General features: G+C 32.2%; 15 protein-coding genes and 5 pseudogenes. 3 read left to right on the top strand and 17 right to left on the bottom strand.

All coding sequences use genetic code 11. From position 1 onward, the window contains the following. Nucleotides 1–15: 15 nt before the first annotated feature. Nucleotides 16–354 (top strand): annotated as a pseudogene (locus ACM6HU_RS21485) (hypothetical protein); the annotation flags it as partial. Here the strand turns inward: ACM6HU_RS21485 and ACM6HU_RS21480 are convergent. Beyond that, nucleotides 341–751, bottom strand: a pseudogene (locus tag ACM6HU_RS21480) (hypothetical protein); the annotation flags it as partial. The pseudogenes ACM6HU_RS21485 and ACM6HU_RS21480 overlap by 14 nt on opposite strands. A 419-nt stretch (nucleotides 752–1,170) precedes the next feature. Here ACM6HU_RS21480 and ACM6HU_RS21475 point away from each other — a divergent pair. Beyond that, nucleotides 1,171–1,797, top strand: a complete 627-nt coding sequence (locus ACM6HU_RS21475) for a helix-turn-helix domain-containing protein (RefSeq protein WP_016114963.1) — start codon at nucleotides 1,171–1,173, stop codon at nucleotides 1,795–1,797. Nucleotides 1,798–2,691: 894 nt separating this feature from the next. Here ACM6HU_RS21475 and ACM6HU_RS21470 read toward each other — a convergent pair. From ACM6HU_RS21470 to ACM6HU_RS21455, 4 genes and pseudogenes are all read right to left on the bottom strand, one after another. Then, nucleotides 2,692–3,383 (bottom strand): annotated as a pseudogene (locus ACM6HU_RS21470) (YwqG family protein). Between the two features lie 102 nt (nucleotides 3,384–3,485). Further along, nucleotides 3,486–3,893 (bottom strand): DUF1992 domain-containing protein, encoded by a 408-nt coding sequence (locus ACM6HU_RS21465; RefSeq protein WP_016114961.1) that lies wholly within the window; start codon nucleotides 3,891–3,893, stop codon nucleotides 3,486–3,488. A 50-nt stretch (nucleotides 3,894–3,943) separates the two neighbouring features. Then, nucleotides 3,944–5,107, bottom strand: a complete 1,164-nt coding sequence (locus ACM6HU_RS21460; protein ID WP_016114960.1) for an alpha/beta hydrolase — start codon at nucleotides 5,105–5,107, stop codon at nucleotides 3,944–3,946. A gap of 204 nt (nucleotides 5,108–5,311) precedes the next feature. Then, a complete protein-coding gene (locus ACM6HU_RS21455; RefSeq protein ID WP_016114959.1) occupies nucleotides 5,312–6,163 on the bottom strand; it encodes a patatin family protein in 852 nt (283 codons plus the stop codon). Between the two features lie 191 nt (nucleotides 6,164–6,354). Here ACM6HU_RS21455 and ACM6HU_RS21450 point away from each other — a divergent pair, with 191 nt between their 5' ends. Next, a complete protein-coding gene (locus ACM6HU_RS21450) occupies nucleotides 6,355–6,732 on the top strand; it encodes a PH domain-containing protein (RefSeq protein ID WP_077294798.1) in 378 nt (125 codons plus the stop codon). 176 nt (nucleotides 6,733–6,908) lie between these two features. Here the strand turns inward: ACM6HU_RS21450 and ACM6HU_RS21445 are convergent, their stop codons facing one another. The 12 genes and pseudogenes from ACM6HU_RS21445 to ACM6HU_RS21390 form a co-directional block, all read right to left on the bottom strand. Continuing rightward, a complete protein-coding gene (locus ACM6HU_RS21445) occupies nucleotides 6,909–7,448 on the bottom strand; it encodes a GNAT family N-acetyltransferase (protein WP_170927920.1) in 540 nt (179 codons plus the stop codon). Continuing rightward, nucleotides 7,388–7,909, bottom strand: a complete 522-nt coding sequence (locus tag ACM6HU_RS21440; protein WP_088093701.1) for a YfiT family bacillithiol transferase — start codon at nucleotides 7,907–7,909, stop codon at nucleotides 7,388–7,390. The genes ACM6HU_RS21445 and ACM6HU_RS21440 overlap by 61 nt, the downstream gene beginning before the upstream one ends. Nucleotides 7,910–7,941: 32 nt before the next feature. Next, a complete protein-coding gene (locus ACM6HU_RS21435) occupies nucleotides 7,942–8,463 on the bottom strand; it encodes a GNAT family N-acetyltransferase (RefSeq protein ID WP_016114955.1) in 522 nt (173 codons plus the stop codon). An 81-nt stretch (nucleotides 8,464–8,544) separates the two neighbouring features. Continuing rightward, a pseudogene (locus tag ACM6HU_RS21430) lies at nucleotides 8,545–8,700 on the bottom strand (glutamate synthase); the annotation flags it as partial. Next, nucleotides 8,700–8,852: pseudogene (locus ACM6HU_RS21425) on the bottom strand (glutamate synthase); the annotation flags it as partial. The pseudogenes ACM6HU_RS21425 and ACM6HU_RS21430, both read right to left, overlap by 1 nt. Nucleotides 8,853–8,989: 137 nt before the next feature. Further along, nucleotides 8,990–9,769, bottom strand: a complete 780-nt coding sequence (locus tag ACM6HU_RS21420) for an undecaprenyl-diphosphate phosphatase (RefSeq protein ID WP_016114954.1) — start codon at nucleotides 9,767–9,769, stop codon at nucleotides 8,990–8,992. 142 nt (nucleotides 9,770–9,911) lie between these two features. Continuing rightward, entirely contained in the window at nucleotides 9,912–10,535 is a 624-nt protein-coding gene (locus ACM6HU_RS21415) for a DUF4352 domain-containing protein (protein ID WP_016114953.1), read from the bottom strand. A gap of 173 nt (nucleotides 10,536–10,708) precedes the next feature. Further along, nucleotides 10,709–11,083, bottom strand: coding sequence for a nucleotide excision repair endonuclease (locus ACM6HU_RS21410; protein ID WP_006094986.1), 375 nt, complete (start codon nucleotides 11,081–11,083; stop codon nucleotides 10,709–10,711). Between the two features lie 126 nt (nucleotides 11,084–11,209). Continuing rightward, nucleotides 11,210–11,773, bottom strand: a complete 564-nt coding sequence (locus tag ACM6HU_RS21405) for a GNAT family N-acetyltransferase (RefSeq protein WP_016131417.1) — start codon at nucleotides 11,771–11,773, stop codon at nucleotides 11,210–11,212. Between the two features lie 189 nt (nucleotides 11,774–11,962). After that, nucleotides 11,963–13,078: an NAD(P)/FAD-dependent oxidoreductase gene (locus ACM6HU_RS21400; RefSeq protein WP_016114951.1), complete on the bottom strand. Its 1,116-nt coding sequence runs from the start codon at nucleotides 13,076–13,078 to the stop codon at nucleotides 11,963–11,965. A 326-nt stretch (nucleotides 13,079–13,404) separates the two neighbouring features. Continuing rightward, nucleotides 13,405–14,055 carry a YdeI/OmpD-associated family protein gene (locus ACM6HU_RS21395; RefSeq protein ID WP_088093702.1) on the bottom strand — a complete coding sequence of 217 codons (651 nt, stop codon included), beginning with the start codon at nucleotides 14,053–14,055 and terminating at the stop codon, nucleotides 13,405–13,407. Between the two features lie 192 nt (nucleotides 14,056–14,247). Further along, the gene (locus ACM6HU_RS21390; RefSeq protein ID WP_016114949.1) at nucleotides 14,248–15,039 is read right to left on the bottom strand and encodes an arylamine N-acetyltransferase family protein; all 792 of its coding nucleotides are present in this window, start codon (nucleotides 15,037–15,039) and stop codon (nucleotides 14,248–14,250) included. Between the last annotated feature and the right edge of the window lie 153 nt (nucleotides 15,040–15,192).

Here is a 15,192-nt window from a genome sequence, read left to right as displayed (position 1 = left end):
AAAAGGAGGGGAATGATGGATAAGTTTTTACAAGAAATCGCAAATTGGATTAATACAACTAATAAACGAATTGTTATCGGTATTTCAGGACATGGTGCTGCGCGAAAAACTACGTTTGCCAATAAGCTCATAACCCTATTGATGCAAAATAAATTTAATTATATTAATACAGATCCATATATTGTTAGTTCGGACATTCGCAAGCATGCAGTTATTAACTATACATACCAAAACGTAAATCATCATTATAAAATGACCGATTGTCATCCAGCAGCGCACCATTTGGCAGCTTTAGAAAGAGATGTTCGGATGGTTAGAGATGGATTAGATTTTTATACAATAGATGCTCTGTATGCCATACTCCAGAAATAGCTTTTTTCATAGCTTGTTCAGCTGTTAAATCATCAATATTTTGATACACAGCGTTCGCTTCTGCAAAGCCTGATTCAAACGCAATCACGTCATATCCCATTTCTTCATGTAAATATTTAATCATCCGAACCTTTGATTGATTCATTTCGGTTGAACCATGAGTAGACTCACCTAGTAAGACAATACGTTTATCTTGTAAGGTTTGCTTTAAAAATGAAAAATCCTCATTAGAACTAGCAGTTGGTTCTTGTAATTTAACTGCATGTTCACTAACCCATTTTTGTTGATCTGCAGGCAGTTCTTCAGCAGATGCTACAGTCGAAAACGTTGTTAATGCAAATAAAGTAGTTACTAATCCTTTTTTCCATTTCGAAAACACACATATCCCTCCTGGTTTTTTATAAACTTTATCACATAAATCTAATCATCTATGAGTTATCTAAAAAGAATAGGTGTAATTAGATTCATATTATGGGATAGGTTTTATATAAGGTAAGTGAAAATGAAGAATAATTCTTGTTAAATTATAAAATTCTATAAATTTCATAATTTAACAAGAAATGTCATAAGAGCACTCTAGGAAATACGCTCCATAGCAGCTACAAAAATAGAGCAAAATGTATGTGCAATGTAGGCAGAGTAGATAGTAGCAAAAAGAAGGGAGGATACGGGGTTTATAGCGAATAAAAATATTATCTTCAATTTCGATAGATAAAACAGACGGAACGTTCGTTCTTTTATATGATATAGAAGACAGTACACACTTAAGTTATATCTTTGAAAGGGGGATTAATTAAAATGATTGAAAGGAGTAAAAAGAAGTCTAAATGCACACTGGAAAAAGCAGAAATGATTAAGCTTTATTTAGAAGGAGAGAGCACATCAAACATTGCAAAATTAGCTAATGTTTCCGCTAGGTATGTTCGGATGTTCCTAACGGATAACAACGTTGAAAAAAGAGCAAGAGGCAGCTGGAAACGAAAATATAACTTAAATGAAGATTACTTTAAGCGTTGGTCTAATAATATGGCATATATTTTAGGGTTTTTCATTGCAGATGGTGTCATTACAAAAGATAACCAAACTGTAAGTATTTCTCAAAAAGAATCAGCGATTTTAGAAGATATAAAAATAAAACTCAATTCAAACCAACCATTATATAAAAACAAAAACACTGGTGTTTATATGTTAAATTTAAATAGCAAAATCATGAAAAATGATCTGATAAACTTACATGGAATCATGCCTTGTAAATCATACGACGTACAATTTCCATTTGTTCCAAAAGAGTATCTGCATCATTTTAATCGTATATATCTAAGTGGTAAAAATACGATTAAAAATTTTTCGGAATGGATTTACACAGATAAAGAATTATTTTTACAACGAAAATATGAGGTTTTTCAACTAAAAAATAGTTTTTAAGAACATAGTAAGAAAAGCTTGATCAGTACATATCCCAAAATCATATGTACTGATTTTTGTGTTTACGACTAAGTTATCCATTTCATAAACACAATTTCTAAACCGAATTCAAAAAAATGTACCACAGTGAGCCGCTTTAAAACTAACTAAATGTTCATATATATTAAAAGTCCCCAAGTTTGTGTCGCCAAATAGAAGGGGGAAAACAACCGACTAAAAGTAAGTTTATGAATTTTATCTAGTAGACATAATATATATTATAGGTAGTTATACAAAAGAAGTGTTTTCCTGTCTCTAAATACAAGTATACTATACATAATGAGATGAAACGGATATTTTTTATGAAATCCGCATTACATATTGCTTATTTAAATTTTTATAGATTTTATAGTAAATTTACGATTAAATTTCTCTACAGCATTTTTAGAATAAAAGTTTTGCTGAGTTTACAACATACAAAAACATTGATGAACATAAATTTATTACGTAATTCGTTAAAAAATTCTTTTTGTTATTACATTGTTTTCGTGTGCATATTTAAGTTTTTCATCATCTATTATACATTTCCTTATAATTACATCTTATTTTCTTAATATAGTTAAATTTAGAGTTTATCTATGCAATTTGTTTACTACGTTGTACTTTTTATCTTAGTTAACATAACCGATACTATTCCTATAAAAATTATCCCTATTTTTTAGGAATAATTTTTATATTAGTTTATATTTCTTTTTGTAAATTATATTTACTTTCTATTCATGTAACTACGTACATAAATTTTAAAATTGTGATTTCACACTAAGATTCTTGCTATAACCGGTAATTCACACAGATATAGCGAAATACTTCAACCCCTCTTCCCTATTTTTCGCTATATTAAAGGTGTTTTTAGACTTAACAGCAATCCCAATTATAAAGTACATTTGAAAAGTTTAGGTTTAGTAGATCTTCTTTCCGTACAAAAAAGTTAGCGATGCCGCAATCTCCCCACATAATTCCTAGAGAATCATCTGTATCGATTTGTAGCCATAAGATGTTATGTTCTTGATAGGTTTCTTCCCATTCCCTTGGATCTGTTTGTTTAAAGAATGGATATCCTCCACTTTTATGCCCTTGGCTTTCAAAGTGTTTATTGTACAATCTATGAAATTCCATTCTACGCTATCGTCATCGATTTCTTCTAAATGAATTGCATCTCTAAAAAACTCTTCAAATCGATAATCTCCTAGTGTACAGGTTGATAACCTGCTTCAAACCTTAACTTTGCTGCTCTAGGCACAATAAAATTCTCTGAATCAATAGCATTTAAGTAGCTAAAATCCGTCACAATTTGAGTTTCATCTTGCGTTAATTCTGCTCTTTGGTACAAATTCAATATGCGGAATCTCTCTAAAATTCAACTGCGCAAGTAACATCATAGGCTGTCCATTCGAATCCTTTGGATGCTCATGATGAATAGGTACATACGGATACCCAACAAATTTACTTTCAAATAAAATTGTTTCACCTAGTTCTCCTGTAATTTTTATATAGGGTTTTGCGCTTTCTTCCAGAATGCCTCTATACTGTTCTAGCTGCCTCGGTATTTATAAATGGTATGTATTTGTCACCCTCTACTCCTCCCTTACATAATATATGAAATAAGCCTATTTTAATTACATAACAAGAAATAGGCTTATTGAAAAATACTAAAAATCCGTTTTCACTCTCATTTTTTGTGCAGATGCTGGGCACAATAAGTTATGTTCCAAAACTTTTTTATTAATAGTCCGAACTAGCTTTGTTGCTTCATTAGAATCTGTAATCTCTTTCAGCTTTTCCTTTAAATAATCAATTTCTTTCGAAAGCTCAATCCACCTAGGTAAAACATGATTATCTTTCAATGTTTTATAAAGTTGTTTTTCAGGATTATACGAAAGGCTTTTATCAATATTAAGTGGTTTCCCCTTGCCAGGTAGGTCATCAAAAGCTCCCGATTTTTCTGCCCGCTTAACGATAGAACTAATATGATCTTCATACGTAAAATCCCAAACTTTCTCATCCTTTACTAAAATCTCTTGTTTTTTTAACTCTTTATCTAAATCCTTTTGATTCATATTTTACCTCCTCATTTCTTTTTAAGATAACGATCTTGAATTATTTAATGCTAATAAACCCTCAGCAAGTTGCTCTCACCACCAAATCTCGTCGTGACCGCCTTGAAACTCACTATAGGTGATTTGGTATTTTTTTCTCTAAGTGTCTTATATAGGCTCCTATTGGCTTGTAAAAGCGGTTCGTTCTCAAGAGTTCCAGCTGCCATATACATACGTAATCTCAGCGTATTACTAATTGATAAAAATTGTTTCTCCATCCAAGGAAGTTTTTCTTCATACCCGTCCTTTTTCCAATGTACAGAACCTGACAATGACAGCACATTTCCGAAAACATGAGGATTCTGAAGTGCTGCATAAAACGCCGCTAGACCACCTAAACTTAAACCAGCAATTGTTGCATGCGCCGGATCCTTATATACATGATATTTTGTTTGAATCCAAGGAAGTAGCTCTTCTATTAAAAATGCATTCATCTTGTCGTTATAAGTAAGCTCATTTAATCGATCTACGTGCTCAATTCCAACAACAATACACGAAGGTATTTCTTGTTTATGAATGAGATGATCGAGTGTTGCTGGTGCTGAAAGATTTTGCATAAATGCGTTTCCATCAAATGTGATGATAAGATTTTGAAGGCTTGATGTAAGAGAATAATCATGAGGTGTGTAAATATATATCTTTCGTGTATTGCCTAAAACAGAACTGTAAAAAGAATATGTTTCAATTTTCCCATGAGGATTATAATTTTTAGGGAATCTTTTATCGTACTGCATTTCCATTCCTATTTCTAAAACAGCTGCTCTATCTGTTCCTTCTCCGAATATATGACTGTTAAATGGATCTAATTGATACTGTTCACTACGTGTTATCCAATTTTGTTCAAAATAATCATTAACTGAAAAATGATAGGTAGAAATAAACCTTTTGTTCGTTCTAAATGTTTTGTACCATAAATTCGTGTCTGAAAGCCGTTCTAGTCGATTAGAATGAAGATCCCAACCAGGATAACTACCAAATACATAAACATTTTCTGTGTCTTTATCGCCTAGCCATATGTAAGTAATAAGATGATACTGATTATTCATTGGACAAGTTTCTATAAGTGGCGTCTCATTTGCTTTGAGTTCATCTAAAAAGGTATGAAAAACTTGTGTATCTCCATTGCTTAATTGATCTGTAAGCTCTGTTATTTTGGGGCTTAGTATTGACTTCATTCCTTTTCCCTCCTCCACCGCAGTATATTAGTACTTCTTTTTTTGTAAATAAATCCCTATATAAACAGGGTACTAATGTTGTATATTCTATGAACAAAAACACACAAACAATATAGTCTGTGTGTTTACATTCTTATTTATCAAGGTAGTAAAATGATAATTTACGTGCTGTTTCCTAGTATCCACTGTTCACCCCTATAGTTATTATTTCTCTATCCATTCTAATAACTGCTCATACTGATTCTTTGCATCCTGATACCCAAGATTATATAAATTAACAAGCTTGTCCTTATTTCTTTCAATCCCACTAACAGGAAGCTGCATGCTTGGTTGAATTACAAAAAAATTTTCTTTTTGTTCATCTGAAAACATGTATGAAATGCTCTCATTATAAAACCGATAATGATCTACTAAAAGCTGAGAGACTTTCGGATATCGTCTATATAAATATTTTGCCATTGGTGAAAACTTATTACGCTTTTTCTCATATCCTTTTGGCTTTGTCATAATAACAATGTTTTTTTGAAATCCATCTATTTGTGCCTTTCGAACAGGGATAGGATCAATGATTCCCCCATCTAAAAGTTTTTTACCATCATAGTCCACAGCTGGCGCAATAAATGGTACAGAACTTGATGCGCGAATAATTTTCAATATATCATTCCCATGCTCTTGCTTATTATAATAAACAGCTTGTCCTGTCTCGCAATCTGTTGTGCCGATTACAAATTGCTCATTTGCATGTAAAAAAGTTTGAAAGTCAAATGGTACAATTTTATTAGGCACTTCATCAAAAAGAAAGTCCATACCAAACAATTCTCTTTTTCGTATTAAGTTGCGATAAGATATATAACGATGATCAGATACTAACTCTGTATTTACTTTTTTATTCCTTCCTTTTTGACGCGATAAATAAGTTGCGCCCATGCATGCTCCTGCCGATACTCCAACTACATATGGGAAAAACAAATCATTTTCCATAAAGTACTCAAGTACCCCTGCTGTATATAACCCTTTCATGCCTCCGCCTTCTAATACTAAACCGATATTTTTCATTTATAATCCCTCTATATTTGTTTCTTGATTTTCTAAACACTTATATTTTAGCACAAGATATTATGATGAAGTATCAATAAATTCATTGCATTTGCTTAAAAAAGCTCTTGCTGCATTGTAAGAATCTCTTAGTCTATAACATGATACAATAAAAGAAACTCATTCCACAGATCATAAAGGAGGAATTTTATATGGGTTTATTTAATGGTATTTTCGGAAATGCATCTGATACGAGTACAGAAAATGTTGAGCGTGACTTACAGAAGATTATGCTTGATGATGAACAAGTTGAGTATGCGTATAAATTGATTCGAGATTTAATTGTATTTACAAATCGACGAATGATTTTAGTAGATAAACAAGGAGTAACTGGTAAGAAAACTGAATATCATTCTATTCCATATAAAAGCATTACACAATTTAGCATTGAAACAGCAGGTCATTTTGATTTAGATGCAGAACTTAAAATTTGGGTATCTAGTATGCATGAACCGATTACAAAGGAATTTAAAAGTGACGACAGTATTTTAAGCGTTCAAAAAGCGTTAGTAAAATATACAACAAAATAACACCTTTGCATTTTTATACAAAAACAAAAGTTATAACCCCGTGTTTTTTGGAACAACATGCATTGTTTTGTTTTAAAAATACAAAAAACTTCGCAACATTGTATTATATAGGACCAAAATAAAAGGATAGATAATACAGATATACTCTGTTTTATCTATCCTTTTAAAATCTATTTTTATAATATTTTCTTATAATAAACAAGTGTTGTATTATCATTCAACTTCTTTTTTAAACCCGTCTTAGTGTAACCCATTTTTTCATACAGATAACAATTACGTTCTTCTTCGAAAATTGTAGCTAATTCCCAACTAGTTGCATGTGGAAACAGTTTTTCTATTAAAACAAGTACTTTCTGGGCCACCCCTTTCCCTTGATAATTAGGTAGAATAAACATAGGACTGATCCAGAATTGTGTCGTCTTCTCTTTCCAAAATACACAAATAGCCCCCGCAAGAGTATGATTAACTAATATTTTATAAAATCCACCATTAGGATTGTTTATTCTTGTAATTACTTTATCAATCGTTTCATTGGCAGGATTCGTTTTATAGTCCTTATATTTTTCTAATAACGGTTTAAATGCTTGTACTTGAATATTGAAAATATATTCCGCATCAAAACTTCTTGCTCTTTCTAGTGTTATTTTCATAACATTTACCATCCTAATCGTTCCCGTAAAGAAGTAATATGTGCAGTATGATGACGACCGTGCCATGCATATAATCCGATTGCTACTTCCAGTTTTGTTTCACCTGACTCCGGATGGTTAAAAGTTTTTTCAAGATCTGCCGGCTCTAAAGAACTTAATACATTTACCCACCTTTTATGTAATGAATCTAATAATACAAGGGAAACATCTACAGGTAATTTTGAATCAGGGAGCTCTGCCCATTTCTCTTCCATATATGGTTTAATTGTCGGGTTATTTTCTGTAAGAGCTAACTTAAAACGAATATAACTATTCATATGACTATCGACAACATGATGAACAACTTGCCGTACTGTCCATCCACCCTTTCGATAAGGTGTATCTAGCTGTTCTTTATCTAAACCGTTAATTGCTTTTGTTAGTTCTGTAGGGAGATTTTCAATTTCTCGAATCCACTTTTCTACCATTTCCTCCGTAATATTTCCTTCATAAGTAAACTTCCCAATTGGATAACGTAAGTCCTGCATTGTATTGTTCCCCTTTTGTTTTAAAATTTCTTTTATAATACTTTAGTATGTTTCCAAACGTAATGAATGAAATTAATCTTTTGACCATTTAACTCTATACTTTTTTTATCAATTGCGGTACGTGAAAAGCCGCTTTTTTCTAATACTAGTTGTGAAGCAATGTTATTATTTGTTGTCTTTGCATGAATTTCGATAATTTGATGGTCTGCTGCTTGAATTAGGAGTAATTGGACGGCCTTAGTTGCAATTCCATTTCCGATAAAATTTTCTCCTACACGATAACCAAGATATCCTAATTGTCTATCTTTCTCTATGTCTACTAAGTTTATTCGACCTACAATTGTTTTTTCCATATTCCGTATGAGATAAAAGTAGGACGTGCCTTCTTTTTGTTCCTTTAACAATTCATCATGTTTAGATTGAAACGTCTCATAAACATAGTAATCATCACCACGACTCGGTACCATCTTTTCAAAAAAAGTTCTGTTATAACACTCAAAAGCAAACAATTCTTCTGCATCTTGTTTCTTTAATTTTTCTATGTATATTTCCATTCATGACTCATTCCTTTTTTTATCAATTAACTATTATGGATTCGACATTTAATAGTTAATTTCCTACTACTTGTAATGAGATTAACCTCCTTTATTTTTTCGAGTTGTAAGAATAGCAAGCCATACCTTAGGATGAAGAAGATGTAGAGGATTACGCATAAGGTTCATGACCCTAACTAAACGAATGTAAACGTCTGTATTACTCGCGGAAAGTTGGTATATTTTTTTCGTATACCATTGTCTTCAATGGTTTGAATAAAGGCGCCATAAGGATTTTCAGGAAAGCTAGGAGAAATAAGTAAATTACACCAAGCAGGATATTCATTCTTTTTTAGACGGAATACCCTAGTCGCGTAAAATAATTGAATCCATACTTTTTCTTCTATTACAAGTACTATTTAAGCAAAGAATCAACATGTAATTCCGCTAAAAATAGCATTGTTAGGTTTATCTAATAATGTTCACCAGCAAGACCCAGCATAAAATAAGATTATTGCATGACTGTATTTTTTCAATGTCGTTCTCCTTAAAATACGCCAGTGAACTGTAAAGTTAAAATGATAATACCTAGAGCCCAAACGTAATAGGCAAATACTTTAAGAGAATGCTGCTTTAAATATTGAATCATCCAAGATACTGCAATATATCCAAAAAATGCAGCAGATAAGGTACCAACGATTAACGATGTACTTGAAATACTTTCAGCTTTCCCTTGAAATACGTCTACAGACTGTAAAATGATTGCTCCAACAATAGCGGGAGTAGATAACAAAAACGAAAAATATGCAGCTGTTTCACGATCTAATTTTCTCCAAAGTGCTGCGACAATCGTCATACCAGAACGAGAGATTGCTGGAAAAATAGCAAACGCTTGAAACGAACCAATAATAAAAGCATCTTGATATGTAATGTCATCCATTTTCTTACGTCCATTTTTTTGTTTCTCCGCCATATATAAAAACAAACCTGTCACTAAAAACTCCCATCCGATTGTTACACCCGTTTTTGAAATCTCTTCAAAGAAATCTTTAAATAATAAGCCAATTATAACTGCTGGGATTGTTCCAACAATGAGTAAAAATGTAAGTTTCGAAAATGGGTTTTTAATTAAATAGATAAACTCTTTTTTATAATAAATAAACACTGCTAGCAGGGTACCAATATGCAGCATCGTGTCTAAAAAAAGCCCAGCTTCATCTAAATGAAATAAATGTCTTCCTAAATATAAGTGCCCTGTACTGCTTATAGGTAAAAATTCCGTTAATCCCTGAATAATTCCTAATATAAAAGCTTCTAACCAGTTCATGATTGTCTCCTTTCTTGTTTGCTTGTACCAGTATATGTTTATTTTTACCTGTTATGAAAGAAAAGAAAGGAAAAGGAATTCAAGATTTAAGAACTTTCCCAAACAACAAAAAAAGAGGGTATATACCCTCTTAACATAAACTTTATTTAATTTGTTCTTTATGTTCATGATTAACAAGAACATACCATTTACCTGTATCAAACTTTTCTTTATTAATCACATAAACTCTCTTTTCTTTCTTTATATCCCCAGGTTTTAATTCCATATTACTAATAGGGGTTACGCCTTTTTCAACTGCATAACTACTAGCTGCCCACACATTCATTTCGTAAGCATTATCATTTTCATCCACTAAATCAACAGATGGCAAAACCGCTAATTTCATCGGTTCGTTTGTTATATTTTTCCCTTCAATCTCTATAACAATAAAGACATTCCCATTGTCAGCTTCTTGAATCCCTATGCTTTCTTTACCCACTTTATCTCTTTCTACAACCTTTTTCACAGTTACATCAAATTTTGGCGTATTAAAAGTTTTGTTTAATGAATACTCTTTTTCTTTTATTTTTGTCTTTTCTTTTGTTTGTTCCGTTTTTTTCGAATCTGTATTCCCTTTCGTTATATCGTTTGTTTTCACATTCTTTTCTTCTTGCTTAGAAGTGGTTTCTTTAGATTCAGAAGAAGTTTTGTCAGAGGTACTTCCACAGCCAGATAAATTAAATACTAAAGCGCCACCCAAAATACATGTAGTAAATTTTTTCAACATCCCTTTTTATCCCCTGATAAACACAATATATAAAATTCCTACTTATCATAGCAAAAAAACAATTTTTTGCATTGTTATATTTTGTCGAATAATCAAAGAAGCTCAAATTTATTAGATATAAAAAAACATGACCTTAATATAGCACTAAGATCATGTTTTAAATGGTTCTTATTTTATTTATAAAAAACTTTATCAACATTATACTTCGCTTGAAGTTCATTAATGATGTATGTTTCGTAAATTTCTCTTTCCATTGGATCTTCTACAATACATACATCAATACGATATACTTCATCGCGATGTGCTTGAATTGGTGAAACATTGTCTTCAAAATGCTTTTTAATACGCTGTCTTATTTTACGTGCTTTCCCAACAAAGAGAAGCTCGTCATTAATGTTATAAAACATAAAAATGCCACCTTTGTCTCTTGGGAACAAGTGGAAATCAATAAATCCATGAATCGGAGTGATTCTTGGTTCATCTCCTTTTATTACTTGTTTTCTTTCTGTTATAGAAACATCAACTGCAGGTAAATCAATTTTAATCAAGTTACTTCACGTCCTCTTTTATAGTAAAGGTAAATAATAGCATAAGTATGTAAGAAAAGCTATGCGTGTTGATTATAAATGTAATTTAATTAAATTTATACAATCGATTTGCTAAAACACATTTCATTATCTACTAAATATTATAGGTATATCATTTATGCATTTTCTCCAAATCATATGATCATACGCCTCGCCCCAATAATCCTTTAACAAAAAGTTAGGCTCTCCAAATTTTTTCTTCCATATTTCCTGTGCATTGGTATATCCACTATCCAAACAGAATTCTTTTATTCCTTTATCCAATAAGGTAAGAAAAATCGCATTTAAAAGCAAATTACCTATGCCGCGTCTTTGGTAATTCGGGAGTACAAATACAGTCCCTATCTCATATAAGTCTTTTAATGCGCCATCTGTGCAATTATTAATTAGTTTACTAGATGGCCCAAATTCAATTGTGCCGATAATTTTATTACAATGTTTGTCTACAGCGATCAAAAAATATCGATTTTTCCCATCGCTATCAAAGTCACATTTCAAGTACTTCTTTTTATTTTCAATTTCATTTTCTATATCATCAACCAACTCCGATAAACCTTCTCTAGCAAACGTGTCTATAATGACTGTATGAAACAATTGATTTAACTCTTCATAATCACCAATGATTGGTCTTCTTATTTCAACGTTATACACTTAAGACACCCCCTTAATCCTCTAAAATTGTATGTGTAATTGATTTATAATTTTCATGCTATCTATTTCAAATTTACAATCAATATAGCTTTTCTCCAAAATGCTCAAAATTCCCTCTGCAAATATCAAAAGAAACAAAAAAAGATTAGGTAGCTATTCCTAATCTTTTTTTGTTTCTAGATCTAATCACTATTCAAGTGCACCAGCTACATCATAATGACTTAAATCCAATTCTATCGGTTGGTCAAGAGCAAGTTTCGCAAGTTCAGAACCTAAGTATGGACCTGCTGTTAATCCAGAAGCACCTAGACCGTTCGCAACAAGGATCCCTTCAAAATTAGGTAACGGACCAATGACTGGGAGAAAACCTGGTGTGAATGGTCTAAAACCAACTCTTGTTTCAAGCATTGTACTATTTTCTAACCCTGGAGCCACTGACAATGCTTTATCAAAGACTTCATGTAAACCACCGGCTGTAACACGATAATCAAGGCCAGTATCATTTTCATGTGTTGCTCCTACAACTACACGGCCATCTTCAAAAGTTAATATATACTGATCGTTTGGCGGCATAACAACTGGCCAGTTTTCAGTATTTGTATTTGGCATATGTAAATGAACAATTTGTGCTTTTTGGAAGGTCACAAGAAAGTTAACCCCCAGTGGTTGTAACAATTCATTTGCCCACGCTCCTGCAGTGACAATTACTTGATCTGCCATTAATGTTTCACCATTTACATGAATACCTTTAACAAGATTATTTTCATGAATTAAAACGGCATCTCCTTTTATAAAGATAGCACCATGTTTTTTCGCAGCATTTACAAGGGATTGACGAAGTGCTCGTCCATTTACTCGAGCAGCACCGCTTATATGTACTGCGCCATATTCCTCTGATAGCGCTGGAAATAAACTTTTCGTCTCATCTGGTGATAAACGAGTAATTTCTCCAATTTCCGGAGCATCCTCACGTCGTTTATACGCTCGCTCTTCCATTTGATCTAATTTTTTATCATCCGTATGCAAGCTAATAGCTCCTACACGTTTATAACCAGTATCCGTTTCGCCATCTTCTTCTAATTGCTGAATTAAAGAAGTATAATAATGCGCCCCGCCTTTTGCAATTTTATACCAAGCCTGATTACGTCGCTGCGAAAGCCAAGGACATACAATTCCTGCCGCTGCATCCGTTGCTTGTCCTAAATCCTGGCGATCAACTAATGTAACATGAGCTCCCGCCTTAGCAAGATGATAAGCAGTAGACGCCCCTAAAATTCCAGATCCAACTACAATATACGATTTCATTTCAAACACCTTTTCTTATTCGTTCTTTTATATTCTACTTAATGTACGAAGGGCTTACACATTATCTGTACTGTAAAAAACAACCCTCATAAACCTTGAACCATATTCAGTATACTTGAAGGAGATCTTTTTTCAACTTTTTCATTCTATTAATTGTGTCATCATTATGTATTTTGATATCGAAAACTGAAGTTCATAAAAAAACATATTCTTGATGAGGTCAAGAATATGTTTTACATCTTAAAATTAGACGTACGGTACCTATCGCTACAGTTTAAATAAGTTCCACTCTTTTTGAAACGCCTAGTTTTACTATTAAACCTTCTTTATTTCTTCTTTCTGCGGAATAAATCAATTGATTTATAACCTTGTGAAAGAATTTCAACCATTTGCTGAGCACGCTTTTCACGTGTCTGTTGCTGTTTTGCTGAGAATATGTGGCGTGCCCAATCTTTTTGATATCCTGGTGTTAAACCTTGATAAAACTGAAGTTCATTTGGGTGATTAGCTAATAATGCTTCTACATCTTTAATATTCTCTACATAATCAGAAACACATTGACTAGCAGTAGATGTTTTCTTGACTTTCTTTTTTTCGCGTTTCAAACCAACAACGGTAAAGACATCATCCATACTTACCATCCGTGCGAATTTGATATCACTATTATCTACATATCCATCTTCTCCAACGTTCATTGCTGGGAATATTTCATCTCTGTGAATAAAAGTTTCATAACGATTGTTACCTTTTTTTGGATAAGCAAAAAATAAATAACCTTTTTCGAGTAATAGTTGTTTATTAAGAATAAGTTGTGTGTGCTTCACCATCTCATCAATTGTTTCTACAAAAATGAAAATAGCATCATGATTTTTAGATAACTTAATTGCTTGTTCAGTAAAGAGGGCATAATCGTTTGGTTGATTAATCACTACCATATTACTATATTTACTAAGGTTCAATTTATCGATAACTGACATAGTAGACTCCTTTTTTATTCATTGTTACTTTTATCGTACCTATATTACTATAAAAGAGAATGACCTTGCTGTGCAAACCAAGCCATTTATTTAATTCGTTTTTCAAATAAATAGTTTGGTTTTTCATTTATTTATCATGACGCTTTTACATTAAGGATCATACTATTTCTATTTTGAATGCAAAGGTAAGGTTTACATTTCAATGTTAAATATATCATGTAAGAGCTTCCTATAGTGATTCTCTGTAATTACACTTTTACTTTTTTGGCCATTCATTACTTGAGTCAAACTATCTTTCGTCAAAGAGACATATCCAGAATGCGTAAGTTTTACTGCAATCGGCCCTTTATTAAAACTAGAATTCTCATCTTCTATGACTTTTCTTTGAACTTCATTTAAAGTTGTTTCATCAATAGGATCCGTACGAAAAGCATGACATACTTTCCATTCTATCTTTTCGTGTGGGTCATGCCACGAATGAGTGTCTCGTCTTTCTAAAATATAAGTTCCTTTATCTGTATCTTTTCTCCTAACACGATATTCGCCATTTTTTGAAGTAACAATCTCACCAGTAAACGGTACAAGTGTGAGAGGTACAAGTGAAGCAATTCCTATATCAGCTAAATACGATACTGAATCATAATTTAAAATGATTGTAATATGGCCTTCTTCAAGAGCCCATACATTTAAATCACTTTTATAAACTGTGCCTAATGCTAACTTCACATCGAATCCACAATCTTTTAATAAGTAATATAGAATAGAATTCATTTCATAGCAAAGCCCACCTCGTGAACTCATTAGTATTTTCTTTTGTAAATTCTCTTTAGAAATCTCTTTCGTATTACCTGTTACGATATCTAAATTCTCAAACGGAATTTCATACGCAATTGCGCTAATTATTTTGTTCAATTCCTCAAATCTCACAGTCTGTTGTTTCTTTAGGTTTAACCTTGAAAAAAACTGATCTTGTAACTCTGTCATATAAAGCACCCCTTCAATATTTAGAGTGAATGTATTATATGCTAATTTTAAAAGCTATGAAGAGCATCAACAATGTTCATTTACAATAACTGTACCGGTACAAAATTCCTAATTTTTAACAAAAAGAAGTAGATACCGATGTTTAAAACACCA

This window comes from Bacillus sp. IT-79MI2 (assembly GCF_949768135.1).
Taxonomy (GTDB): domain Bacteria; phylum Bacillota; class Bacilli; order Bacillales; family Bacillaceae_G; genus Bacillus_A; species Bacillus_A pseudomycoides.
The sequence above is the reverse complement of the archived record's forward strand: the minus strand, read 5'-3'. Positions and strand labels throughout refer to the sequence as shown.

Coding starts and splice junctions, on each gene's coding strand:
- ACM6HU_RS21475 (WP_016114963.1), top strand. CDS start 1,171: ATGATTGAAAGGAGTAAAAAGAAGTCTAAATGCACACTGGAAAAAGCA.
- ACM6HU_RS21465 (WP_016114961.1), bottom strand. CDS start 3,893: ATGAATCAAAAGGATTTAGATAAAGAGTTAAAAAAACAAGAGATTTTA.
- ACM6HU_RS21460 (WP_016114960.1), bottom strand. CDS start 5,107: ATGAAGTCAATACTAAGCCCCAAAATAACAGAGCTTACAGATCAATTA.
- ACM6HU_RS21455 (WP_016114959.1), bottom strand. CDS start 6,163: ATGAAAAATATCGGTTTAGTATTAGAAGGCGGAGGCATGAAAGGGTTA.
- ACM6HU_RS21450 (WP_077294798.1), top strand. CDS start 6,355: ATGGGTTTATTTAATGGTATTTTCGGAAATGCATCTGATACGAGTACA.
- ACM6HU_RS21445 (WP_170927920.1), bottom strand. CDS start 7,448: ATGGCACGGTCGTCATCATACTGCACATATTACTTCTTTACGGGAACG.
- ACM6HU_RS21440 (WP_088093701.1), bottom strand. CDS start 7,909: ATGCAGGACTTACGTTATCCAATTGGGAAGTTTACTTATGAAGGAAAT.
- ACM6HU_RS21435 (WP_016114955.1), bottom strand. CDS start 8,463: ATGGAAATATACATAGAAAAATTAAAGAAACAAGATGCAGAAGAATTG.
- ACM6HU_RS21420 (WP_016114954.1), bottom strand. CDS start 9,769: ATGAACTGGTTAGAAGCTTTTATATTAGGAATTATTCAGGGATTAACG.
- ACM6HU_RS21415 (WP_016114953.1), bottom strand. CDS start 10,535: ATGTTGAAAAAATTTACTACATGTATTTTGGGTGGCGCTTTAGTATTT.
- ACM6HU_RS21400 (WP_016114951.1), bottom strand. CDS start 13,078: ATGAAATCGTATATTGTAGTTGGATCTGGAATTTTAGGGGCGTCTACT.
- ACM6HU_RS21395 (WP_088093702.1), bottom strand. CDS start 14,055: ATGTCAGTTATCGATAAATTGAACCTTAGTAAATATAGTAATATGGTA.
- ACM6HU_RS21390 (WP_016114949.1), bottom strand. CDS start 15,039: ATGACAGAGTTACAAGATCAGTTTTTTTCAAGGTTAAACCTAAAGAAA.